Annotated in this window: 21 protein-coding genes and 1 pseudogene; 3 read left to right on the top strand and 19 right to left on the bottom strand. The window is 37.0% G+C overall.

Annotated elements, in window-relative coordinates; translation table 11 throughout:
* Positions 1-131 precede the first annotated feature (131 nt).
* The 15 genes from yidC to G7084_RS04750 all read right to left on the bottom strand — a co-directional run bounded on the left by yidC (position 132) and on the right by G7084_RS04750 (position 13,455).
* Positions 132-1,142 (bottom strand): membrane protein insertase YidC, encoded by a 1,011-nt coding sequence (yidC, locus tag G7084_RS04820; protein WP_166010550.1) that lies wholly within the window; start codon positions 1,140-1,142, stop codon positions 132-134.
* Positions 1,143-1,378: 236 nt separating this feature from the next.
* The gene (locus G7084_RS04815) at positions 1,379-2,707 is read right to left on the bottom strand and encodes a dihydrolipoyl dehydrogenase family protein (RefSeq protein WP_166010548.1); all 1,329 of its coding nucleotides are present in this window, start codon (positions 2,705-2,707) and stop codon (positions 1,379-1,381) included.
* Positions 2,708-2,758: 51 nt separating this feature from the next.
* The gene (locus G7084_RS04810; RefSeq protein WP_166010546.1) at positions 2,759-3,457 is read right to left on the bottom strand and encodes an amino acid ABC transporter permease; all 699 of its coding nucleotides are present in this window, start codon (positions 3,455-3,457) and stop codon (positions 2,759-2,761) included.
* A 37-nt stretch (positions 3,458-3,494) separates the two neighbouring features.
* A complete protein-coding gene (locus G7084_RS04805) occupies positions 3,495-4,274 on the bottom strand; it encodes a transporter substrate-binding domain-containing protein (protein ID WP_166010544.1) in 780 nt (259 codons plus the stop codon).
* 218 nt (positions 4,275-4,492) lie between these two features.
* On the bottom strand, positions 4,493-5,494 hold the full coding sequence (locus G7084_RS04800; protein ID WP_166010542.1) for a nucleoid-associated protein: 1,002 nt from the start codon (positions 5,492-5,494) through the stop codon (positions 4,493-4,495).
* Positions 5,491-6,564: a SepM family pheromone-processing serine protease gene (locus G7084_RS04795; RefSeq protein WP_166010540.1), complete on the bottom strand. Its 1,074-nt coding sequence runs from the start codon at positions 6,562-6,564 to the stop codon at positions 5,491-5,493. The genes G7084_RS04800 and G7084_RS04795 overlap by 4 nt, the downstream gene beginning before the upstream one ends.
* Before the next feature lie 12 nt (positions 6,565-6,576).
* Positions 6,577-7,065 (bottom strand): pantetheine-phosphate adenylyltransferase, encoded by a 489-nt coding sequence (gene coaD / locus G7084_RS04790; RefSeq protein ID WP_166010538.1) that lies wholly within the window; start codon positions 7,063-7,065, stop codon positions 6,577-6,579.
* 4 nt (positions 7,066-7,069) lie between these two features.
* Positions 7,070-7,621 carry a 16S rRNA (guanine(966)-N(2))-methyltransferase RsmD gene (gene rsmD, locus G7084_RS04785; protein WP_166010536.1) on the bottom strand — a complete coding sequence of 184 codons (552 nt, stop codon included), beginning with the start codon at positions 7,619-7,621 and terminating at the stop codon, positions 7,070-7,072.
* A gap of 9 nt (positions 7,622-7,630) precedes the next feature.
* On the bottom strand, positions 7,631-7,939 hold the full coding sequence (locus G7084_RS04780; RefSeq protein ID WP_166010534.1) for a YlbG family protein: 309 nt from the start codon (positions 7,937-7,939) through the stop codon (positions 7,631-7,633).
* 2 nt (positions 7,940-7,941) lie between these two features.
* A complete protein-coding gene (locus tag G7084_RS04775) occupies positions 7,942-9,111 on the bottom strand; it encodes an FtsW/RodA/SpoVE family cell cycle protein (protein WP_166010532.1) in 1,170 nt (389 codons plus the stop codon).
* Positions 9,112-9,262: 151 nt separating this feature from the next.
* A complete protein-coding gene (gene typA / locus G7084_RS04770; RefSeq protein ID WP_166010530.1) occupies positions 9,263-11,104 on the bottom strand; it encodes a translational GTPase TypA in 1,842 nt (613 codons plus the stop codon).
* A gap of 88 nt (positions 11,105-11,192) precedes the next feature.
* Positions 11,193-11,990 (bottom strand): inositol monophosphatase family protein, encoded by a 798-nt coding sequence (locus tag G7084_RS04765; protein ID WP_166010528.1) that lies wholly within the window; start codon positions 11,988-11,990, stop codon positions 11,193-11,195.
* Entirely contained in the window at positions 11,991-12,275 is a 285-nt protein-coding gene (locus G7084_RS04760; protein ID WP_166010526.1) for a UPF0223 family protein, read from the bottom strand.
* A 6-nt stretch (positions 12,276-12,281) separates the two neighbouring features.
* Positions 12,282-12,890: a peptide deformylase gene (def, locus tag G7084_RS04755; RefSeq protein WP_166010524.1), complete on the bottom strand. Its 609-nt coding sequence runs from the start codon at positions 12,888-12,890 to the stop codon at positions 12,282-12,284.
* A gap of 70 nt (positions 12,891-12,960) precedes the next feature.
* Positions 12,961-13,455, bottom strand: a complete 495-nt coding sequence (locus tag G7084_RS04750; protein ID WP_166010522.1) for a hypothetical protein — start codon at positions 13,453-13,455, stop codon at positions 12,961-12,963.
* A gap of 675 nt (positions 13,456-14,130) precedes the next feature.
* Between G7084_RS04750 and G7084_RS04745 the strand changes: the two genes are divergently transcribed.
* The 3 genes from G7084_RS04745 to rnjA all read left to right on the top strand — a co-directional run bounded on the left by G7084_RS04745 (position 14,131) and on the right by rnjA (position 16,996).
* Positions 14,131-14,868, top strand: a complete 738-nt coding sequence (locus tag G7084_RS04745) for a M15 family metallopeptidase (RefSeq protein WP_166010520.1) — start codon at positions 14,131-14,133, stop codon at positions 14,866-14,868.
* A gap of 228 nt (positions 14,869-15,096) precedes the next feature.
* Positions 15,097-15,315 (top strand): DNA-directed RNA polymerase subunit epsilon, encoded by a 219-nt coding sequence (locus tag G7084_RS04740; protein WP_166010518.1) that lies wholly within the window; start codon positions 15,097-15,099, stop codon positions 15,313-15,315.
* Between the two features lies 1 nt (position 15,316).
* Complete coding sequence (rnjA, locus tag G7084_RS04735; RefSeq protein WP_166010516.1) at positions 15,317-16,996, top strand: ribonuclease J1; 1,680 nt, start codon at positions 15,317-15,319, stop codon at positions 16,994-16,996.
* A gap of 56 nt (positions 16,997-17,052) precedes the next feature.
* On the opposite strand, the gene G7084_RS04730 is transcribed toward rnjA, so the two are convergent.
* From G7084_RS04730 to parE, 4 genes and pseudogenes are all read right to left on the bottom strand, one after another.
* Positions 17,053-18,015: a diacylglycerol/lipid kinase family protein gene (locus G7084_RS04730; RefSeq protein WP_166010514.1), complete on the bottom strand. Its 963-nt coding sequence runs from the start codon at positions 18,013-18,015 to the stop codon at positions 17,053-17,055.
* A gap of 173 nt (positions 18,016-18,188) precedes the next feature.
* A complete protein-coding gene (locus G7084_RS04725) occupies positions 18,189-19,097 on the bottom strand; it encodes a manganese-dependent inorganic pyrophosphatase (RefSeq protein WP_166010512.1) in 909 nt (302 codons plus the stop codon).
* Positions 19,098-19,164: 67 nt separating this feature from the next.
* Positions 19,165-21,635 (bottom strand): annotated as a pseudogene (parC, locus tag G7084_RS04720) (DNA topoisomerase IV subunit A).
* A gap of 21 nt (positions 21,636-21,656) precedes the next feature.
* A complete protein-coding gene (gene parE, locus G7084_RS04715) occupies positions 21,657-23,768 on the bottom strand; it encodes a DNA topoisomerase IV subunit B (protein WP_166010510.1) in 2,112 nt (703 codons plus the stop codon).
* Positions 23,769-23,847 lie beyond the last annotated feature (79 nt).

Genomic DNA, 23,847 nt, shown 5'->3' with positions numbered 1-23,847 from the left:
CGAACTATATTTAAATTTCAATTGTGATTTTAACTAAAAAGCAAACTAAAACGTTTTTGCAAACAAAATCATTTATTTTTAGGCAAAAAAAAGACCCACCTCGTTATACTTGGGATAGGTCTTTTTAACTATTATTTTTTATGATTTTGTTGATTTCTCTCGCGATTAGAAAGCCGCTTAGAATTTGATTCCTTATTTTCAGAAGGGGTAACGTCCTTGCGTTCATTAGTTCCTTGTTGAGCCGCTTGTTGTTGCGCTGCGGCCATTTTATCCATAAAGCTAGAATTTTTATTTGATTCTGGCGTCTTGATTCGACCTGCAAGAGCATCTTCAACTACATCTTTAACTTCAAAGCTGTCCCCAACATGACGTCGCAAACGTGGTCGCCATAGGTTAATCATAAGAGTTTGCAAAACCATAATGACCGCCCCACCCATGAAGTATAATCCAATTCCGGCATTAGTAAAGAAGGTCATCATGAACATCATGATTGGCATCATAAACATCATAGTTTGCATTTGTTTCTTTTGCTCAGGTGGAATACCAATGGTTGATAGGTAAGATTGGAATAAATAAATTAGCCCGGTGGCGATGGCCAATCCAATACTAGGTTGAGCTAAATGAATGCCAAAAAATGTGGCACTCTTAATTCCGGCCGCTTGATTGACTGCCCACTCCATATTTTTCCAACCATGAATAATATTGGGATTGATTGCAGCATATAATCCAGAAAAAATGGGCCATTGAATAATTAAAGTTGTAAAATTCATTCCACCAAGCATTGACACATTATTCTCTCGATAGATATGCATCATGGCTTGTGTGGCTTTGGCTTGTTCATCTGGTGTTTTTGCGTTCTTTTGTGCTTCTTGTACGCGTGTTAATTGTGGTTGTAACAAACGCATTTTTTCTTGCTGAATTGTCATATTTCGTGATTGGTGAAGTTGCATGGGCAATAAGACAATTCGTACAATGAAGGTCAAAACTAAGATTGACCAGCCAATTGCGTTAGAATCCTTAAACATTCCCTCCATGATTTGCATGAAATTTGCTAAATATGGAGCCAAAAAGTAAATATGACCAGTAAAGAATAAAATAATCAATAAGATGATTAAAATTGGGGTTAAACCTTTGATTTTCATTTTTTGTTAACTTCCTATATTTATTAATAATTAGCATTTGCTGACTAGCTTGCTAGTTAAAAATTATAACATAATTATTACGTGGTTATCAAAAGACTTTACATCAAGTTTTATTTCTTTTTTGATTAGAGAAACAAAAAAGACTAAATCACGTAAATATCTGGAATTTAGGCGATCTAGTCGTTCATTTAAATTAATAAAAAGAATTAAATTGTGTAATTAATAATTGTAAGGGTTTAATAAAATTCCGCAAATTCACTGCCTAATGATGGATAAGCATACAGATTGGCTTGCGTTTCTTCAAAAGTGCGTTTGGTATTAATTGCTGTTACGAAGTAATTAATGAGCTCTTCAGCCTCAAAAGCTAAAATGCTAGCGCCCACAATTTGACCCGTTTGATTTAATGCAACTCTGATATGTGCATCATCATGATATCGGAAAAAAGTAATGACCTTTCCCAGCTCTAAATCCTTGACCACGAAGCCTTGCTTTTGAGCATCTTTCATCGATAGACCGGTTTGTGCAATCCGTGGTGTTCCAAATACAACCTGTGGCATTGTGGGATACTGTAGCGCTTCACTCGTCTGATCACTCAGCCGGCGTGCAACATAGCGCCCCTCATAGTTACCAACAGGTACTAATTTAGGAACATCATTATCGGCGACATCCCCAATCGCATAAATATCAGGATTAGTGCTTCGAAGATATTGGTCCACAAGAATATGTCCATCGCGAATTTCAATTCCGGCATTTTCAGCGTGGATTTTATCAGCATTTCCAACCCGTCCAACCGCGCTGATAACCAAATCAGTTAAGTACGTTGTTCCATTTGATAATCTGATTAAATATTGCCCTTCATATTTTTTAATTTCAACGATTGTTGCATTAAATGTTATGTCCACGCCGTTATGAATCATTTCCTGTTCGAATTTTCCGACCAATAGCTGGTCAAAGTCAGATAGTAAATGATTCCCCTGCGTGATTAAATGAACATTTGCATCGGCAAAATGACTAATATTAGCAAACTCAACGCCAATATATCCACCACCCAAAAAAGTAATATCTTGGGGCATTTCCGCTAAATTCAAAAAGTCTTCACTATCTAACATTAGGTCAGCACCTGGAAAATCAAGTTGACGCGGACGCTGCCCCGTTGCAATAATCCAATTTGTGGCTTGAATCTTTTGATTTTCCGTTGTAATGGTATTTCGATTGATAAATTGAGCATGCCCATAAATATGTTCAATTGTGGCTTGTTCTAACCCCTTTATTTTACGTGGCTTAACAGCATCCACATATTCTTGTTTAATAGCCATTAATTCGGGCCAATTAATTCTGGATGAGCCTACTAAACCTTTATTTTGCAATGCCTGCTCCCGATGAAGAATTTCAACGGCACTCAATAGGATTTTTTTAGGATCGCATCCATAATTAGGACATGTTCCACCCCACATATATTCTTCGATGATAACCACTTTTTGACCTAATTGTTGAGCTTCAAAGGCCGCTGCTAAACCAGCCGGACCAGAACCAATTATTCCAATATCAAAATTAGCTTGTTCCATCTTCATTCATCTCCTTTAATAATTATTGAAAATTGACTATTTTTTATCCAATTACGCGTTTAAATAGCGTGAAGTTTGTTTTTCAAGCCATCGTTGCACAATTGTTAGAACCGTCGTGATCGTCGCATAAACAATGGCCACTAAAATATACATAATTAATGTTTGATAATTTTCTGCTGCAATCTGTTGACTAAGATAAAATGTCTCTACAATGGTTATCACACTAGCTAAAGAGGTATCTTTAACTAATGATATCAAAGAATTGCTAAGCGGCGGTATGGCAATTCGAACTGCCTGCGGTAAAACGATAAAGCGATAAGCTTGTACCTTAGTGAGGCCCACTGATTGAGCGGCTTCTAATTGTCCTTGGTCTACTGATAAAATCGCTGCACGAATCGTTTCTGCCGCATAGGCACCAGTATTTAACGAAAAAACCGTAACAGCACTGATCCATGCATTAGCAAAAATATCAATGTGAGCACTTGGTAGGCCATAAAAAACGATAAAAAGTTGTACCAACATCGGCGTCGAACGAAATAACCAAATATAAAAAACTGCAAACCATTTTAAAATGATCGTTAGTATTCGTAAAGAGTAATTTCGCGGCGCAGTCATGACTCGAGTTAAGGCAGTCCCAGTAGCAATTACGAGGCCAAAACTAAACGAGATAGCGGCAAGTGGTAAAGTATATAATAATGCGGTCTGAAATAGTTGTGGTAAATATTTGAGAGCAAGTTGCAAAAATTCCATTCTAGGTTCTACCTTTAATTAATTTATTTTTGGACGTTTATTTTTTTGTTAAATCAGTTTTAAAATATTTCTGCGAAAGATGACTCAGTGTCCCATCTTTGGCTAATTCTTTGATTGCTTGGTTGATTTGCTTTTGCAATTTTGGATTGTTCTTGTTGAGCATGGGAGCAGCTGGAACAGAAGGTATCTCTTTATCCATCTTAACGGCCTTAACTTTTACGTCTGGATTTTTATGATGCCATAATTCAAAGGCCCCTGCATCATTTAATTCAGCATCGGCACGACCAGACTCAATAAGGTTCATCGCTTCTACCATTCCAGGAACTGCTACAATTTTGGCACCATTTTTCTTGGCCATTTGTCCAAAATTTGAGCTAGTTGACTGGGCCAATTTTTTTCCTTTGATATCTTTCAAGGTACGTAGTTTACCATTCTGTTTTTGAATTAGAACCGTTTTGGAATATAAATATGGTTCGGCAAAAATATACCTTTTTTTTCGTTCTTTGGTTACCCCAACATTATTTAAAATAACATCATATCGCTTAGAATCTAAACCAGTCAATAATGAGTCCCATTTTGTTTGAACAAATTTTGGTTTCATCTTAATTTTTTTAGCAACTACCTTAGCAACATCTACTTCATAACCAGTTAACTTGCCCTTTTCTCGGTATGAAAAAGGTGCATAAGTCCCCTCTAAGCCGACCGTTAAAGTTCCCTTTTTTAAAGTATCGCCGTGAATCACTGTAGCCCGAGCTCCCATTAAAAGTCCTAAAAGAGAACCCATGATAATAAGTGTACTAAACATTATTTTTTTCATTACTATTTACCCCTTTTCGATAAAAAAAGCACGTCCTCATTATCAAAATGAGTGCGTGCTTGTTCACTATCAAGAAATTATGACAAATTATTCATCAAAAACCCTTGATTGCCATCAAGCAACCAAGTTTCACAAATATAAAATTGTGTTTGTGTTTTCAACATAATAAAATCTCCTTTAACACCCTTAATTTTACAACGATTTATTCTAATGTCAAATTATGCATTAAATTTATTTTTAATATCATCAATTCCTTTGATCATCAAAGTGATTTTTCCATCAGGATTATTTATTAATTCTACTTGATTTTTATCTTGATAGGCCTCAATGGGAATTGAAATTTGAATACCTGAATCTAACACAAATTTCTGAGTAGCGTATTTTTTTTGATATTTCAACGGATTATCAATTTTAATATCATGCTTAATCGATCGACTTTCAAGGGCCTCTTGATAAACTTCTTGTGCACTAAAATTTTGATCGAACAAGACTTCTCCTATTTTTTCTGGAGATACGACCCCTTGATCTGACACATTCTCATAAATAATTTCTTGCGTGTTGGCTAGAGTTTCGTGCAAAGGCATGTCAAATTTATCGGCGACATGCTTCACTGCTTGCTTGAGACCTTGCAATTCGTTTTTTACACTTGGCTTTGGACTTAGTTGCGCAAATTGCTCAGCAAAATAAGCCATTCGTTGACCGTTATTTTGAAAATGCTTTTCAATGATGCGCACCGAACCATCCATTAAATCAACAATTAGTCCTTCATCTGGAACGGTCCCGGCATTAGGTAAGATCGCCTGATTAACAATTAGTTTATTACTTAATACATCATCCTCATAATCAACTAAATGAGCGAAACGAGGGGTAAAGTTCAATTTGAATAATGCAAAATAGTCATGATCTTCATCGCTATATTCTGAAATTAATAGATCGCTCCCAGGGACTGCTGGAATATCACTGATAATTGTAAATAATTTTTGAGCTAACTGACTAGTTTTATCAGCAAACGAATCGGTCCGACTGTCATCTAGGACTTGTGCTAAATAATCGTCGGCATTTAATTGACTAGTTTGGTAATCACTGACATTAAATTTCAGAATTTGCTTCTCAAGATAATCATGTAAATTAGGCTGATCTAAACTCATCTCATTTTGTGACAAGATCAACTGATGAGCATCTTGATCAAGGATATGCAGAATTACATGTTTTAAAATCATTCTTTACTTTCCTTCTTCACTGGATGTGTTTCTAAATAGTCAAGAGCTTGTTGAAAATTTGAAACTGGGACAATTTTTAGTTGTGGTTCGTATTTTTTTGCCGTCTTTAATGCTAATTGATAATTCGTTTGATGTTTTTCTTCATACTTTAAATATTTGGAAGGAACCTTTAGATAAGGCGCAAAAAAGATCTTAGCTCCGCTCTCACCGGCAGAGATAACTTTTTTATCTATTCCACCAATTTCACCAACATTCCCCTCGCGATCAATTGTACCCGTTCCAGATATTAAACGACCTTGTGCCAAATTTTGATGACTTAAAGTTTCATATAATTCCAATGAAAACATCAGACCACCGGATGGACCACCAATCTTGCCCATATCAGCAGTAATCTTAGGTTTTGTCGATATGGTTGTATGATCAATTAAGATAATACCAATTCCAGGGATTTTTTCATCGGTAGTGCTTAATGAAACCGTTGGGTGTGTACTATTATATTGCTTATGATTTCTAACATACGTAATAGTCAATGGTTGCCCAAGCTTGCTACTTCTAATTGTATTTTGAAAATCAGTCACACTAGATTGCTTCTTACCATTAATTTCAGTTATCATATCGCCGATTTGAAGATCTTTTTTAAATTTAGAATTCGCTTGAAGTGAACGTACATAAACACCATTGAAGTTCTCATGATATGGAACATTCGCTTTTTGTAGGGCGACAGCCTTAGCGTTGTTGAAGGCTGTTTTCATATCAATTTGATCAATTTTTTGTTCTTCGCTTGAAGTAGCACCTGCGGTTACTTGTTCTTTACTCATAAAATCAGCATGTGGATTGGCTAAAGTAATCAGCGCACCTAGTCCAGTTAATTGTGAAATAGTGACGGCTGTTAGACTATATTCACCCTTGAAGTCCGGCCTTTTGTTATCAACTTTAATAAAATTTTTTAATCCAACTGATATTCCTGGTGTTTCACTATATAACGGTAATGGTATCATCATAAAAGCAGCTAATAAAATAATGACCGCTGACCAAACTATCCATTTATAATTTCTTTTGAAAAAACGCATCTTTTTTAAGGCTCACATTCTTTGATATTTTTGTTGAATGGCCTGAACCACAGATTTAGGGACTAATGTCGTAATGTCAGCGTCAAAATGCGCTAATTCTTTAACCATAGAACTGGAAATTGCTTGATTTTCCGGTCGTGCCATTAAGAAAACAGTTTCAACACCCGCTATTTTCTGATTCAACTCCGCAATATTTTTCTCATATTGATAGTCACCAGCACTGCGTACTCCTCGAGCGATTGCCTGAGCATGCAAAGTTTGGACTAATTTCATTGTGAGACCATCATAGGTTAACACTTCCACATGTTCGATTTGAGTTTCTAAAATGATTTTTTCAATTAAAATTTTACGCTCATCTGGCGAAAATAAACTTGTTTTATTCTGATTCTGGCCAATCGCAATTATCACCTCATCAAAAAGCAAACTTAACCGCTTAACTAAGTCTAAATGGCCATTAGTAAAAGGGTCAAAACTCCCAGGGAAAATAACTTTACGCACCATAATTTTACTCCTCAAAACGATAGATAGTTATCACAGTTATTCCATATTCGCGCTGTTTCCATAATTTGAAATTACCAATCTCTTCTGGCAAATTAGCTTCTTGATCTGTTTCTGCCATCAAAATAGCTTCCTTAGCAATCAGGCCATTTTCAGATAGTTTAGCAACATCTGCTTGAATCGTTTGTTTAGCATATGGCGGATCAAAATAAAATAAATCAAATGGTTTTTGTCCACTAAGACGTTGGATTGCTTGTTCCGCACTACTCTTAATGATATTGAATTTTCCCTCTTCTTTAGTTACCGCAACATTTTCTTTAATTATTTTTATGGCTGCAAATTGTCGATCAACCAAGACGGCCTGTTCAATTCCTCGCGAAACTCCTTCAATACTCAACCCACCTGAACCAGCATATAAATCCAAAGAACGTCCACCATCAAAATAAGGACCGATCAAATTAAAAATGGCTTCTTTAATTTTATCTGTTGTGGGTCGCGTTGCTGACCCAGGCACCGCTTTAATCATTCGGCCCCCGTACTCTCCACTTATAATTCGCATTTTTTTCCTCTATAATTCATCATCAACTACTAAATCATCTAGTTCAAATTCATCAACCGTAAATGCCACAACGTCTTGATTACCGCCGACCGTCGAATCAACCTCAGGCCAGTTGGAAACTTCCACTGATTTCACAAATCCTAAGCGACTAATTAAAAGTTGCTTCTTATCAATATCGGCTTCATCCATATAAATAACCGCATATTTTAATTTATCTGAAATATATTCAATCACTCCAAAACGTCGTAATTGTTTAGCTTGTTTTACATTATTTAAGTAAACAATCACACTTCGACGTGCTTTAATTTCTAATGTCATAGTTAAGCTTGCTCCTTATTTTTATCAGCTAAATATGCTTCTTTTTCAATTTTAATTTGCTTAATTACATTCAAATCAATTGCAAACATCATTCCAAGCGAAAGGATGGAAGAACCTCCAACCGAGATCAAAGGGAATGTTACCCCCGTAATTGGTAATGCTCCCACAACTCCTCCCAAGTTAACGATCATCTGTAATAACAAATAGCTAGCTGAACCTACTAATAATAGACGATAACGCATTGAAGGTGTACGGAAGGCGAAATAAATTAAACGCCAGACAATAATTAAGAGCGCCAAGATAACCAAACCAACCCCAATCGCCCCCATTTCCTCACTCACTACGGCCATGATAAAATCTGTATTTGGTTCAGGCAAATTACTGTTCTTTTGTAAACTACGTCCCAAACCGCGCCCAAATAAACCACCATTACTAATGGCATAATATGAATTAATAACCTGATTACCAGTTGTTTGGGCATACTTCCACGGATTCAGATAAGCGGTAAAACGACGCCAACTATAATGTGATGACATCGACAGAATAGGCTCAATGGCACGTAACCCAATCTGCCAAATTAAGATAACTCCACCCATTGAAACAATTGCGAATCTTTTTTTGACTCCCGAGGCCATAATTATAATAGCGATAATTCCCGTCGTAATAATTAATCCACCCGTATCCGGAAAACTAAGTAGCAGGAAAAATATTATACCAAACCGGATCCAACCTAAATGCCAAAAATTGTAGTTATTTGCATGTTGACGGGTCATTGCAAATGAACCCCATAAAATTAAACAGACTTTATAAAGCTCGACAGGTTGAATTGAAATGGGTCCCCAAATAATCCATCCACGTGCCCCATTAATGGGAGGGAAGAAAAGTGTCATAACCATCAAAAGCAGTGATAATCCATACATTAGGTAGGCAATCAACCCCAATGATTTAATCCATTTTTGCGAGGCATGGTAACCAATTAACATCATTAGAAACGCGATAAAATAAAACACTAACTGTTTTGATAGTGCACTTAACGGAGTCCCCATTAATAGACCCGCGCTAGCAGAAAATGACATTACACTTCCAAAAGACATCAGTCCTAAAACTAGAATCGCAATCCACCAGTCAAAATATCGCATTCGATCTTGAATTTTTTTAAATAATTTTACCAAACCCGTTCCCTCATTCTTCTCCAAAGAGTCAATATTAATATTATATACTAATTTATCTGCAAGAATAGTGATTCTAATTGAAGTTTAACCATTTTCATTTAAAAAAAAGAACTAAAAACTGAAATGTTCTTAGTTCTATCATTAGTTAAGATTATTGTTGTGACATTTTGCGACGCTTCGCAAACTTCTCACGTTCAGAAGTGTTCAAAATATCTTTACGAATTCGAACATTTTCTGGTGTTACTTCAACATATTCATCTTCATTCAAGAATTCCAAAGCCGCTTCCAATCCCATCTCACGTGGAGTTTTGATTGAGGCAGTTTGGTCTTTATTTGAAGAACGAACGTTTGATTGTGGCTTCATCTTAGTAACGTTCACAGAGATATCATTGTCTCGAGAATTCATACCAACAATCATACCTTCATAAACTTCGATCCCAGCTCCAACGAACATTTGTCCACGATCTTCCACACCCATAATAGCGTAGTTAGTGGTTGTTCCTTGCGTAATTGAAACCAAAGCTCCATTACGACGACCAGGCTCCCAATTACGAACGATTGGTCGGTAATCTTCATACGTATGGTTATAGATACCATATCCACGAGTAGTTGAAAGGAATTCAGTTGAGTATCCAATCAAACCACGTGAAGGAGCCACATAGGCCAAACGAGTTTGACCATTTCCCATTGATTCCATATTCAACATTTCACCCTTACGTTGATTCAATGAATCAATAACAGATGATGCATATTCGTCAGGTGTATCAATTTGAACCGCTTCGTATGGTTCTGATTGTACGCCATCAATATCACGATAAATAACTTGTGGACGAGATGCTTGTAACTCAAATCCTTCACGACGCATTGTCTCAATCAAAATTGAAAGATGCAATTCACCACGACCTGATACCAACCAAGATCCAGCTTCACCAGTGTCTTCAACTCTCAAAGAAACGTCAGTATGCAACTCACGACGAAGCCGATCTTCAATTTGGCGTGCTGTAACAAATTTACCTTCACGACCAGCAAAGGGCGAGTCATTTTGACGGAATGTCATTTGCAAAGTTGGTTCATCAATTCGCAAAACTGGCAAAGCTTCAGGATGTTCTGGATCAGTAACAGTCTCACCAACTGAAATTTCTTCCATTCCGGCAAGTGCAATCAAATCACCCGCTTCAGCTTGTTCAATTTCAACTCGGTCAAGACCAATAAATCCGAATAACTTTGTAACACGGAAATTTTGTGAAGTCCCATCTAATTTCATAACTTCAACAGAATCACCAATCTTAATAGTTCCACGGAAGACACGCCCAATTCCAATACGACCAAGGAAGTCATTATAGTCAAGCAATGCAACTTGGAATTGTAATGGCTCAACTGAATTTTCTTCAGGTGCAGGAATTGTTTCAAAGACAGTATCAAAGACTGGCTTCATAGTATGTTCTTGCTTCGCAACATCTGGATCTAATGATGAAGTTCCGTTCATAGCTGAAGCAAAGACCACTGGGAAGTCCAATTGTTCTTCATCAGCTCCAAGCTCAATGAACAAATCCAAAACTTCATCAACAACTTCTGAAGGACGAGCCCCAGGACGATCAACTTTATTGACGACCACGATTGGTGTTAAGTTTTGTTCAAAGGCTTTCTTCAAAACGAAACGAGTTTGTGGCATAGTTCCTTCGAAGGCATCGACTACCAACAAAACTCCATCAACCATCTTCATGATTCGTTCAACTTCACCACCGAAGTCCGCGTGGCCGGGTGTGTCAACAATGTTAATTTGCTTGTCGCCAACCTTAACGGCCGTATTCTTGGCCAAAATGGTAATTCCACGTTCTTTTTCAAGATCGTTTGTATCCATTGCTCGATCAGTAATGTTATTTCGAGCATCTAATGTATCTGATTGCTTCAATAATTCATTCACCAACGTGGTCTTTCCATGATCGACGTGGGCGATGATTGCAATGTTACGAATGTTATCGCGTTTTGCCAAAATCCTGTTCTCCTTGACGTTTTCGTCACTTTAATTTCTGTTTACTATTCTACACCAAATGTCCCAAAATAAAACGCCAAATTGACCTTTAGAGGTTACTTGACGTATTAGTCAACATTTTAATATCTGTCGCAACTAAACTTTGAGCTGCTAAGATGACATTTGATGATAACACGTTCACTGTTTGACCGTCAAGTGTTTTTACTTGCAACCCTAGTGCTTGGCATAAAATTAATCCTGCCGCAAAATCCCATGGCTTTAGAACACTTGTAAAGCCACCTAATTGGCCTTTTAACAAACGGATGAATGAAATACCAGCTGATCCATATACACGATAGCCTAGAGCAGCACGTGCCATCGTTTGATATTGAAAATGGTCATATAGTAGGTGAATTCCTGAAAAAGACAGCAAACTCTGTTCTAACGATCTTTCCACTGGAGGTTCCATTAGATTTTGATTGAGCCAAACCTTTTGGAATGGACCACCGTGCACTATCTCATTTTTAACAACGTCCATTATCCAAGCCCCTTGTGCCTGACCATCGTAAAAATAAGCTAACATTGAGGCATATTCGTCCCTTTGTTTAATAAAATTCATGGTTCCGTCAATCGGATCAATAATCCAAACCGGTCCAGTAAGATCAGTAATCTCGTCACCAAACCCTTCTTCGCTTAAAATTTGAGCGTTTGGATCATATTGTTTGATCTTTTCAATATAAATTTTTTCTACATTCTGATCCAAATTAGTAACCAAATCACGCATATTACTTTTAGTATTAACGATTATTGGTCTTTGAATTTCTTTCAAAATGTAAGTTCTTACTTCAGCCATCCAATCTAAAACTAATCGATCCAGTTGCATATGATTAACTGGTAGTTTATCCATCTAGCCCTCCATAATCAACTGTTTTTTATTCGTTTGTCGAGCCGCTTGAATCGTCTTATAAATACTATATCCAGACATCGTTTCAAACTGCCGCCCCAGTTGCTTCTCTTCACTTTTACTAGTAACTACTACTTTAAACCCCTGATACGCTGTAAGTAACTGCTCAACTGCTACCCCACTTTCGTATGCTTTTGCCACAGCAGAGTATAGAGCGCTGACTTTAATAATATCTTCCGTGTCCCAACCGGCGAGAAGCGGATAGTCAAAATTCAAATCACTTTTCATGAATGCTTACCCCAAATATTTTGCATTTTCAATTTGATGCCAAGGTTCATCCGCTTTGATATGATCATAATATAGCGCTCCCTTTAGATGATCAATTTCGTGTTGGAACACGATAGCCGGATAACCTTCTAATTTCAGGTCATGACTAGCCCCTAGTTCGTCTTGGTAACGAACTGTGATTCGGTAAGGCCGGTGAACATATCCGGGGCGATCTTCATCCACAGAAAGACACCCCTCACCAATATTCAATGCACATTGTTTAACTGATTGCCGAATAATTACGGGATTGAAAATAACCCCTTTAAAAAAGTATTTAGGTTCAGCAACTTCCTCTGTGAATTCGGTCTCATCTTCCTCGTTCCAAGCTTGCTCATCCTCTTCAGGAATTAAAATTGCCGAAAATTGTTTTGAAATTCCAATTTGAGGAGCAGCTAATCCAACTCCAGGTCGTAAGTCATATTTTTCATTCAACTTTTCGTCCTGACTAATAACCAAATATTCCATCATATTTTGCATGGCTTCTTGATCCTCAGCGCTTAAAGGAAATGTGACTTTTGTGGCTTGTTGTCGCAAAACCTGCGCTGGGTCCCGGACGATATCTTTCATGAGATACATGTATTTTATGCCTCCAATTAAATTATTTTTATGCAATATCATTGATTATAACCCAATTTAACATAATGGGTTATGTTTGAAATGGTTGATTTAACTTCTTTAAATCATGCAAATAAGCTAACGTTTGCTGATTGTTAACATTTGCTACATCAATATGTAGAATCGGTTTAATTTGATCGTACCATAAATCCGTAATAACAATTGGCGCAATTTCTTGATCAATTTGAGGGATTTGTTGTTGAAAACAATACTTTTTAAGCTCATTATTTAAGCTTTGCTGCAAAATCTTGGGATCTAATCGCTGTTTATATTCAATTTGCATTTCAAATGCCATTACATTGTGGCCCCAGATATTGGCAATTAACGTTGAATTCAGATGCTCTGGTAAATTTAAACTATGGTCAATACTAGTTTGGGTAAATAGATTATTCATTGCTTCGTTAATGAGTTGTTGAGATTGAATAATTTCAAATTCAGTTCTACGTCTCCCTAAAACGTGCTTGATTCTGATAGTTAGCAGAATAGCAATTAGAATCAAAGCAATCATAATTATAAATATTTTCATTTGGATACCCCCAGGGATAAATAACATTCAGTTACATTAATTTTCTTTATACGATCATATATTCCGAAATCACTCCACGCATAAGTTACTCAATTTATAGGCATCAAACTGTAAAATAGCCTTCATTATCAATTTTAATTTTATAATAAAAAAAGCATAAAAAGAATATTATTAATTTCAATCATGAAAATTATTAAAAATCCTTACCTTTATGCTCACCTTAAATTGTTATAAATCTAAAAAGCTTTAAGAGTGGTTTTTTATTGTATTTATTTGTAGTAACAACACAGTAATTAAAAATTATCGTATTTAATGAATTCAAATGATATTCATAATTCTTTTTCTTGATCTAATCTCTAAATTATTACTCCTTAGGTAAATTCAAATATAGGGTCGTTCATTTCTCAGAACTTCCCTTGAATTCATATTCAAAAACCCTATCATCGAAACGACCATTAATCTTTACATGAAACTCACTTAATTTTTTCAAATCTTCAGTTTTCAAATTTTTTTAATTTAATTGCTCCAAATTATTATGCAAACTCATATTTATAATCAAAAATGTAGGCTCCATCATTTTGTTTTTTTAATCAATATATTTCACGATACTTTATAAACTAATCGTATTTACAGTATAATATTTCTTAAATAAGTTCTAATTTTAAGGAGATTTAAATGTTTAAAAAGCTATTTTTACCAATTTTGTTGATCATTTGCGCATTATCAGGCTTAGTTTTGATCCTGCACAATTCTGCGCAACAAAAGCCACAAGTACAATCATCACAACCAATTACTCAAAAAAACAAGCATCAAACCTACAAAACTGACCACAATTTAATCGTTGTTAACAAGAAACATCCTCTCAATCAAAACTATAACCCTTTCAATGGGGCAATAGATAGTAATAACCCAAATGGTGCAGGTCTTTCTAAAGCAACCAATCAAGCCAAAACGCAAATAATTTCAGATCTACAGACAGCAGGCTTCCCTATATCAGATCAAGTTTCTGGTTATCGTTCATTTAATTATCAAACTACGCTTTATAATAATTACGTTACAAGTCATGGACAAAAAGAAGCCGATACTTTTTCAGCTCGACCCGGTTACTCTGAACATCAAAGTGGTTTAGCTTTTGATCTAACCGGACAAAATGGTCAATTACCCACCGATGATAAGCTCTATCATTGGCTTCAAAATAATGCCCATAAGTATGGACTAATCATTCGTTTTCCTCGAAATTCAAGTGCCAAAACTGGTTACATGGGTGAAGAATGGCACCTCCGCTATATCGGTGTCAAAAACGCAACAAAGATGTATCAAAAAAAGATCAAAACGCTTGAAGAATTTACAGGAATCATTGGCGGTGATTATCATCAAGACGCTCGACAAGACCAAATGGCAGTCAAGGAGTAATTTATGCAATCTTTCTCCACTTTTTATGTACTTGATTTAAATATTGACCTCGCCTTATTCCCAATATTATTAACATTTATGATCAACCCAGCAGTTCTACTATTATTTAGTTAACAGTTTCATGGTACAATAATAGTCAGGAAATATTTCTATTAGCACATTTCGAATCTTTTAAATTAATCCAAAAGATTCAGAAAAATTATTATATTAAAAAGGAGTTAAATCATTATGATTTACAAAATATATTTTCAACCTACCAAAACACAAAATCCTAAACGGGAAAGTACTAAGTCACTTTATCTCGAGGCCTCTGATCTACCTGCAGCTCGGTTAGCCGTTGAATCAAAAACTGATTATAACGTCGAACAAATTGAAGAGCTTTCTGAAGCAGCGTTGACTTATGAGCAACAAAGCCTTGGTGAACGGTTTAAATTAACGGAGTTCTAATATGGCAATGGATATTGATGTACAACCAAATGAAGCCGCAGTATATGCTTTGGGTGGCTTAGGTGAAATTGGAAAAAATACATACGCTGTTCAATATGGTGATGATATTGTCGTCATTGATGCAGGTGTTAAATTTCCTGAAGATGAACTTTTAGGAATTGATTACGTCATTCCGGACTATTCATACCTCGTTGAAAATATTCATAAAGTTCGAGGATTAGTGATTACTCATGGGCACGAAGACCATATTGGTGCCATTCATTTCTTCTTGGAAGCCGTTAACGTCCCTGTTTATGCAGGACCTTTAGCAGCCGCTTTAATTACCAATAAATTAGAAGAACATGGCCTCACCAATCGCACTGAATTAAATGTCATCGGTGAAGATGATGTGCTAACATTCGGTCAATTATCGGTTGAATTTTTCAGAACAACTCACTCTATTCCAGATACCTTTGGGGTGGCAGTTCACACGCCGGTCGGTGTCATTGTTGAAACGGGTGATTTTAAATTTGATCTGACTCCAACCACTCATCAGCCACCTAACTTGCAAAAAATGGCTCGTCTAGGTGCTGAAGGCGTGCTCTTGTTGATGTCTGATTCAACCAATGCTGAACGTGACGAATTTTCAAAGTCAGAACGTTGTGTCGGGAAAACAATTGATCAATTGTTTGATGATATCAACGGTCGGATTATCTTTGCGACCTTTGCGTCAAATATGTCAAGAGTTCAAATGGCCACTGAGGCAGCTCTGGCCCATGGACGAAAAATTGCCGTCTTCGGACGGTCAATGGATACAGCGGTTCGCAATGGATTAGCTTTGGGTTATTTAAATATTCCAGAAGATATGTTAATTGATGCGCATGAAGCCAATAAACTTCCACCTGAAAAAGTATTGATCTTATCTACTGGATCACAAGGTGAACCTATGGCCGCCTTAGCGCGTATTGCCAATGGAACCCATAAACAGATTAAAATTCATCCCAATGATACTGTCATTTTCTCCTCTTCTCCTATTCCAGGAAATACTCAATCTGTAAACCACGTGATTAACGAATTAGAGGAAGCTGGTGCCAATGTCATTTATGGTAAGGTCAATAATATTCACACCTCTGGTCATGGGGGCCAAGAAGAACAAAAATTGATGTTATCGTTGATGAAACCTAAGTATTTCATGCCTGTCCATGGTGAGTATCGGATGTTAAAAGTCCACGCTGGATTAGGTGAAGCCGTTGGTGTACCAACTGATAATACGTTCATTTTAGATAATGGTGACGTCTTAGCGCTAACTGCTGATAATGCCAGGGTGGCCGATCACATTCCTGCTGCTGATACTTATGTTGACGGAAATGGAATTGGTGACGTTGGGACAGCGGTCCTAAAAGATCGTCAAATGCTGTCACAAGACGGATTAGTAGTCGTCGTTGCAACAATTGATTTAAAAAGTCAAGAAATTACGGCTGGTCCGGATATTCTATCACGCGGCTTCATCTATATGCGTGAATCAGAAGACTTGATTAATGAAGGCCGTCGTGAAATTTTCAAGGCGATCCTCACGGCTATGCGGGAACCCAATGCGAATGAAAATACTATTCGTAATGCTGTTATTTCTAAATTACAGCGTTTCCTATTTAGTCAAACTAAGCGTCGGCCACTGATCTTACCAATGTTTATTATGATTTAATAGCACCAAATAAAAAAGAACCAATCTTAATTAAGGTTGGTTCTTTTATTTTATTTTCATAACCAAAAATCAAAGGAACGTGAACTAAATCGATAATTATAGATATGTGCCCCTAATTCTTCGCCATCCGCTTGCGCTAACTCTAAACGGTGAGTTTGAAATTCTAGTGTTTGATTTGTATAACGATGAACTTCAGGTTGTTCATATAACTGTTTTTTCAATAAAGCTTGGACAATTTTAAACAACCGTATTTTATTCTTTGGCTTTTCAATAATGATTAAATCAAGAAGCCCATCATGTGGATCAGCATCCGGCATAATATTAACCCCACCACCAAAATATGGATGGTTAGAGACGGTCATTAGATAAGCGTTTTCGTATAAATCGGTTGAATGGCTTGGGTTTTTAACTGTCACAGCAAAGGCATCCTGTTCCATTAAAACTTTAAAAATTAGAAGCGGGTAAGCCAATTTACCCCATCCCAAACGATTGAGCCAAACTTTAGCTAATGACTGGTTCGTCATACTGACGACCATCGCATCGAATCCAATTCCTAGGTTATTCACAAAATATTGCCGTTTTTGATTCTTAAGATCTTCGTAGATTCCTAAGTCAATGGTTAAAGGTTGCTTCTTGAACGGTTGACTAGTTTGTTCTAAAATTCGCTGTAGAGAGGCTAATGGATCGACCGCAATCCCATGAGCTCTAGCAAAGTCATTGCCCGAACCATCTGGAATATATGCTATTGGCTGCCTGTAATTAATATCCCGTTCTAGAATAGCATTAATTGCCAAATTCAAAGTCCCATCACCACCCATGACTACCAATTGCGTTGGTGATAATTTTTGTTGTTTTAGAAAATGATTAATCCAGCGTGCTAAGTCTTGTGAATCTTTACTAATATAGAAGTTAAAATCAATTTCTTGAGCAACTAACTTTTCTTTTAGAAGCGCCCAATTTGCTAACGACTGTCCAGATTTCGCAACGGGATTGATGATAAATTGATATTTATTTTTCACTAATCTGACCGCCCCTCATCTTAATTATCGTTTTTGTGCATCTCGATACACAAAACTATTTCATTATACCTTATTATTTTAAAATTTTATAGCAAATTAGACATTTATTTCACATTCTATTTCTAGAAAGAAAAACCAAAGTTCAATTAAATTTGAACTTTGGTTTAATCAATTTAAAATACAGCTGTCAAAGGAGGTACAACTTGTTTTTTACGAGAGACAACTCCTGGTAAGTTTAAAACATTATTTTCAATATTGGTATCAAAGGCCTTGGCGACTTCGTTCTCAGCATTTCCCAAATATAACGCTTTTGAATTAGAATTTAAGATATCAGTAATGACAAATAAGAAGTTATCATAACCTTCTGCTGCCATAGCTTCCTCAAATTCACTTTGGCGTGCCAAAGCTTCGTCAATATCAACTGTGTTAACTTGACCAATGCGGAAAGCATGTCCATTAAAATCAAATGACTTGGCGTCACCATCAATTAATTCTTGTGCCGTTCGACTTGACAAATTCGTTCCAGCCTTCAATAATTCAAGACCATAAGCTTCATAATCTTGAATACCTGCAATTTCAGCCAATGCCTCTAAGGCAGGTTGATCCATTGAAGTTGTGGTGGGACTCTTCAAAAGTAAAGTATCAGAAATAATAGCTGAGGCCATCATTCCAGCAACCGTACTTGGAATTTCAGTATTACTCTTTTTAAATTCATAATATAAAACAGTTGCAACTGACCCCAATGGCATATTGATAAACCAAAGTGGAGCATTTGAGCTAAAGTTAATTTTATGGTGATCATAAACTCCCACAACTTCAACATCATCAATGTTTTTAACTGATTGAGACGTTTCATTATGGTCCACCAAATAAACTTGTGGTGTTTCGGCATTTTCAATAATCCGTAATGGTTCAAGCTTAAAATAATCCAAAGTAAATTGTGTCTCAGCGTTTGGCTTCCCCAGGGCAACTGCTTCTGTCTCTTCTCCCATCGTCTGATTCAAGAAATATGATGCTGCAATCGCCGATGCAATCGTATCGGTATCAGGATTTTGATGTCCAAAAACTAATTTTTTCGTCATTTTTCACTCCAACTTTCTAAGTTATATTTCATTTATATTTTACTATAACCACTCTATTTCAGCACTCTTAATTCAAAATCAATTCAAGATTATTGGTATGCATCATAACAGGCATTCCTACTTTTTGTGATTCCACGACAAAACTACCATTACTTTGACGTTGACTAAATGAATATTCATTTGGATTAACCACCACATTCTGATTTTGATCAGTCAAAATTGATAACTGGGGCATGTCTTTACTTTCCGTAATCACAACCGCAATAATCTGATGCGAATCCTTCTTTAATTCGCGCATAATGGCAACCCTTTTTTAGCCCTTGAAGTGACCGGAATTTCATCTGTTTTCATCAATTTATATGCACCACGATTAGAAATAAAATGTAAGGCTTGACCATCTTTTGACACTCCGCCACCAATCAGTTGATCGTCCAGCCTCAGATTAATTGCTTTAACACCAGCCGTCCGGTTCCCTTGAACCGGAACTTCATCAAGACTGTAACGCAGTCCTTGCGCCTTTTGAGTAATCAAAATTACATCTAACGGCTGAACTTGCTCGGAAGCTTTAATAAATTGTAATAAAGCAACTACGCCATTTGTATTTTTAAACTTAATCATTGGCATTGAACGCTTTTTATAGCTACTACGTGGCGCTAGTGTAGAAAAGTCGAGCCGCTTAATATAGCCCTCATTTGATGCTACTAACCACTGGCCTTTGAGTTGCTCAATATCATCAAGCACCATCACCTTTATAATTGATTCATCACTTTGTAAATCATTAATTGTTTGAGAAAGATGTTCACCTGCGTCTTTCCATTTGAATTCTGGGATTTCATTCACTGGTCGATAAATTACATTTCCATAATTAGTAAAGATGAACGCATGCTGTAGTGTATTAACTTTCTCCATATAAACCACTTCATCATCGTCGCGTAGTCCATTGTCATGCCCTGAAGCACTATATGAACGTAGTGAAGAACGCTTCACATAACCAGCTTTAGATACTAACATTACAACATCTTCATCTGCAATCATCACGGTCTTATCGATTTTAATTTCTTGTACTTCAGCTTGAATTTCTGTCAAACGGGGCGTTGAGTATTCTTTTTTGATGGCTAATAATTCGCGTTTTAATACTTTAGTCAGTTCTTTTGGCTCATTCAAAATTAATTGATATTTTTGAATCAAGTCCCGCAACTTTTCCGCTTCGCTTTGTAATTGTGTCACATCGGTATTGCTTAATCGATAAAGTTGTAATGTCACAATCGCTTCAGATTGAGCTTCGGTAAATTGATATTGGTCAATTAAATTTTGCTTAGCACCTTTCCGATCCTTAGATGCGCGAATTGTGGCAATGACTTGATCCAAAATCGATAACGCTTTAATTAAACCATCAACAATATGAAGTCGTTCTTGGGTTTTTTTAAGATCAAAAGTCGTCCGCTTCATAATAATTTCACGTTGATGTTCAATAAATGCTTGTAAGGCAGTTTTTAAACTAAATAGAACTGGTCGTTCTTGATGAATCGCCACCATATTAAAATTATAAGCAATTTGTAGATCTGTTTTTTTAAACAAATACTGTAGAATACCTTCAGCATTTCCATCTTTAGCGACTTCAATGGCAATCGTCAAACCGTCACGATCTGATTCATCACGTACTTCCGTCAAGCCAGCTACCTCTTTGTTTAAGCGTAGTTCATCAATTTTATGCACGAGTGCAGCCTTGTTTACTTCATACGGAATTTCTGAAATACGAATCAACTGCTTTCCGCCTTTGATCGCTTCAATTTGCGTTTTGGCGCGAACAACAATTTTACCCTTACCGGTTTCGTACGCTTTCTTTAGACCACTAGCCCCTTGAATAATTGCTCCAGTTGGAAAATCAGGTCCTTTAACAAATTCCATCAATTGATCAGTATTTGCCTGCGGATGACTTAATAGATAAATCACTGCATCAACGACTTCGCCTAGATTATGTGGAGGAATTTCAGTCGCATATCCAGCTGAAATTCCCGTAGCTCCATTGACCAATAAATTGGGAAAATGCCCTGGTAGGACGGTCGGTTCGTATTCCGTATCATCGAAATTCAAAACCATCTCAACGGTTTCTTTTTCTAAATCACGAAGCATTTCACCAGCTAGTTTTGATAAACGTGCTTCCGTGTATCGCATCGCTGCAGCTGGATCATTATCAATTGAACCATTATTTCCATGCATCTCAATTAGTGGTGTTCGTAGTTTCCAATCCTGCGACATTCGAACCATCGCTTCATAGATTGAAGAATCACCGTGTGGGTGAAAGTTACCCATGACATTACCAACAGATTTGGCTGATTTACGGAATTGTTTATCATAAGTATTTCCATCTTTACTCATCGCATAGAGAATACGCCGTTGGACAGGCTTTAATCCATCTCGAATATCTGGTAAGGCTCGTTCTTGAATAATATATTTGGAATATCTTCCAAACCGATCACCCATGACTGCCTCTAATGAAAGTTCTTGAATTGAACCATTTTTGGACTTTTCTGGCATAATTAGCACCTCCTTACTTTTTTATTCACTATCCCAATTTTTAATTTCTGGTTTAAAAAAATCAGTTAATGGTTCATTGGTATTGTTCGTCGAACTTGCTGCTGATGCTTGTTCTTGCTGATCGTCCACGACAATAGGTGTAGTTGCTAACTGTGTTTCATCGATTGCATGAGGGTTTTCATCGAGCTCATTTTGCTTATCTAAGATAGAAGCTTCATCCGCTAATGAGAAAGCCACGTGACTCTCAATCCATTTCCGACGGGGCTCAACTTTATCTCCCATCAAGGTTGTGACACGCTTTTCAGCCATCATGGCATCATCAATGGTAATTCGAATTAACGTTCGGCTCGTTGGATCCATGGTCGTGTCCCAGAGCTGCTCAGCATTCATTTCACCGAGTCCCTTGAAACGTTGTAGCGTGTATCCACGCCCTATTTCTTTCTCTTTTTCAGCTAATTGTTCATTGGTCCAAGCATAACTAATAGTTTGTTTCTTAGTCCCCTTCCGTAACATATATAGCGGTGGCAAAGCGATATATACTTTCCCAGCCTCCACTAAAGGCCGCATATATTTATAAAAGAAGGTCAATAACAACGTTTGGATGTGGGCCCCATCATCATCCGCGTCAGTCATAATAATAACTTTGTCATAATGAGAAGCACTCACGTCAAATTCAGATCCAACCCCCGCACCGATGGTATAGATCATAGTTGCGATTTCTTCATTTTTCATGATATCGGCTAACTTAGCCTTCTCAGTATTCAAAACTTTTCCTCGCAAAGGTAAAATCGCCTGGAATTTACGATCACGTCCTTGTTTAGCAGAACCTCCGGCAGAATCTCCCTCAACCAAAAACAATTCATTTTGTTTAGCATTTTTGGACTGTGCAGGGGTTAACTTACCCGATAGAACTCGATCTTTATTTCCCCTTTTTTTACCAGTTCGTGCATCTTCACGTGCTTTACGTGCTGCTTCGCGGGCTTCTCTTGCCCGCAACGACTTACGAATTAATTCTTGCGAAAACGTCCCATTTTCCATCAAATAAAAGCCTAATTGCTCTGCAACCACGCTATCTACAATTGAACGCGCTTCAGGTGTCCCCAACTTCTCTTTGGTTTGTCCCTCAAATTGCAAGAGTTCTTCAGGAATTCGAAGTGAGATGACTGCCGACAAACCTTCGCGTACATCAGAACCTTCAAGATTCTTATCTTTATCTTTTAATAAATTAACTTTGCGTGCGTACTCATTAAAGGCTTTAGTCCAAGCAGATCGTAATCCAGCTTCATGGGTTCCTCCACCAGGCGTTCGCACATTATTAACAAAGGACATGGTTGTCTCAGAATAGCCATCATTATATTGGGCTGCCACTTCAACTTCAATTCCTTTTTCAATTCCATCAAAGTAAAGTACATCCCCCATAATCGTCTTATCTTCATTAAGATAAGTCACAAAGGAACGAATTCCATCATTATATTGATATTCTTCAGTCTTTTCTTGCCCCAAACGTTCATCAGTCAGTGTAATTTTAACTCCGCTCAATAAAAAGGCTGATTCGCGTAAGCGCTCGGCTAGGATATCAAAATTATAATTTGTAGTTGAAAAAATCGTCTTATCCGGCTGAAATTCAACAGTGGTTCCATTCCCTGCTTTTGTCTTGCCTAAATTAACAAGTGTTCCATCAGGATGTCCGCCATTAATGAAATGTTCTTGATACTTTACACCATCACGAACGATTGTAACCGTTAAACTTGATGACAAAGCATTCACTACGGATGAACCGACTCCGTGCAACCCACCAGAAGTCTTATAACCCCCTTGACCAAATTTCCCACCTGCATGCAAAACAGTCAAAATAACTTCAGGAGTTGGTTTACCGGAAGCATGCATTCCAACTGGCATTCCCCGTCCGTGATCAACCACTTTAATTGAATTGTTTGCCCCGATGGATACATTAATTTCTTGACCGAAGCCAGCTAACGCCTCATCTACGGCATTATCAAAGATCTCATATACTAAATGATGTAGTCCTTTTCCATCCGTTGAACCGATATACATACCCGGACGTTTCCGCACGGCATCTAAGCCCTCTAGAACCGTAATATCATTTTCATCGTAGGTATTTGTCTTTACCATCTATTTTGCCTACCTTCATTTTTTATAAAAAAGTTAATATTTTGGATTAACCACCGTAACTATAAAAAGCACTCACAGT

This window comes from Weissella coleopterorum, assembly GCF_011304355.1.
GTDB classification, from domain to species: Bacteria; Bacillota; Bacilli; order Lactobacillales; family Lactobacillaceae; genus Weissella; species Weissella coleopterorum.
This window is presented reverse-complemented; position numbering and strand designations above follow the sequence as displayed.

Coding starts and splice junctions, on each gene's coding strand:
- yidC (WP_166010550.1), bottom strand. CDS start 1,142: ATGAAAATCAAAGGTTTAACCCCAATTTTAATCATCTTATTGATTATT.
- G7084_RS04815 (WP_166010548.1), bottom strand. CDS start 2,707: ATGGAACAAGCTAATTTTGATATTGGAATAATTGGTTCTGGTCCGGCT.
- G7084_RS04810 (WP_166010546.1), bottom strand. CDS start 3,457: ATGGAATTTTTGCAACTTGCTCTCAAATATTTACCACAACTATTTCAG.
- G7084_RS04805 (WP_166010544.1), bottom strand. CDS start 4,274: ATGAAAAAAATAATGTTTAGTACACTTATTATCATGGGTTCTCTTTTA.
- G7084_RS04800 (WP_166010542.1), bottom strand. CDS start 5,494: ATGATTTTAAAACATGTAATTCTGCATATCCTTGATCAAGATGCTCAT.
- G7084_RS04795 (WP_166010540.1), bottom strand. CDS start 6,564: ATGCGTTTTTTCAAAAGAAATTATAAATGGATAGTTTGGTCAGCGGTC.
- coaD (WP_166010538.1), bottom strand. CDS start 7,065: ATGGTGCGTAAAGTTATTTTCCCTGGGAGTTTTGACCCTTTTACTAAT.
- rsmD (WP_166010536.1), bottom strand. CDS start 7,621: ATGCGAATTATAAGTGGAGAGTACGGGGGCCGAATGATTAAAGCGGTG.
- G7084_RS04780 (WP_166010534.1), bottom strand. CDS start 7,939: ATGACATTAGAAATTAAAGCACGTCGAAGTGTGATTGTTTACTTAAAT.
- G7084_RS04765 (WP_166010528.1), bottom strand. CDS start 11,990: ATGGATAAACTACCAGTTAATCATATGCAACTGGATCGATTAGTTTTA.
- G7084_RS04760 (WP_166010526.1), bottom strand. CDS start 12,275: ATGAAAAGTGATTTGAATTTTGACTATCCGCTTCTCGCCGGTTGGGAC.
- def (WP_166010524.1), bottom strand. CDS start 12,890: ATGTATCTCATGAAAGATATCGTCCGGGACCCAGCGCAGGTTTTGCGA.
- G7084_RS04750 (WP_166010522.1), bottom strand. CDS start 13,455: ATGAAAATATTTATAATTATGATTGCTTTGATTCTAATTGCTATTCTG.
- G7084_RS04745 (WP_166010520.1), top strand. CDS start 14,131: ATGTTTAAAAAGCTATTTTTACCAATTTTGTTGATCATTTGCGCATTA.
- G7084_RS04740 (WP_166010518.1), top strand. CDS start 15,097: ATGATTTACAAAATATATTTTCAACCTACCAAAACACAAAATCCTAAA.
- rnjA (WP_166010516.1), top strand. CDS start 15,317: ATGGCAATGGATATTGATGTACAACCAAATGAAGCCGCAGTATATGCT.
- G7084_RS04725 (WP_166010512.1), bottom strand. CDS start 19,097: ATGACGAAAAAATTAGTTTTTGGACATCAAAATCCTGATACCGATACG.
- parE (WP_166010510.1), bottom strand. CDS start 23,768: ATGGTAAAGACAAATACCTACGATGAAAATGATATTACGGTTCTAGAG.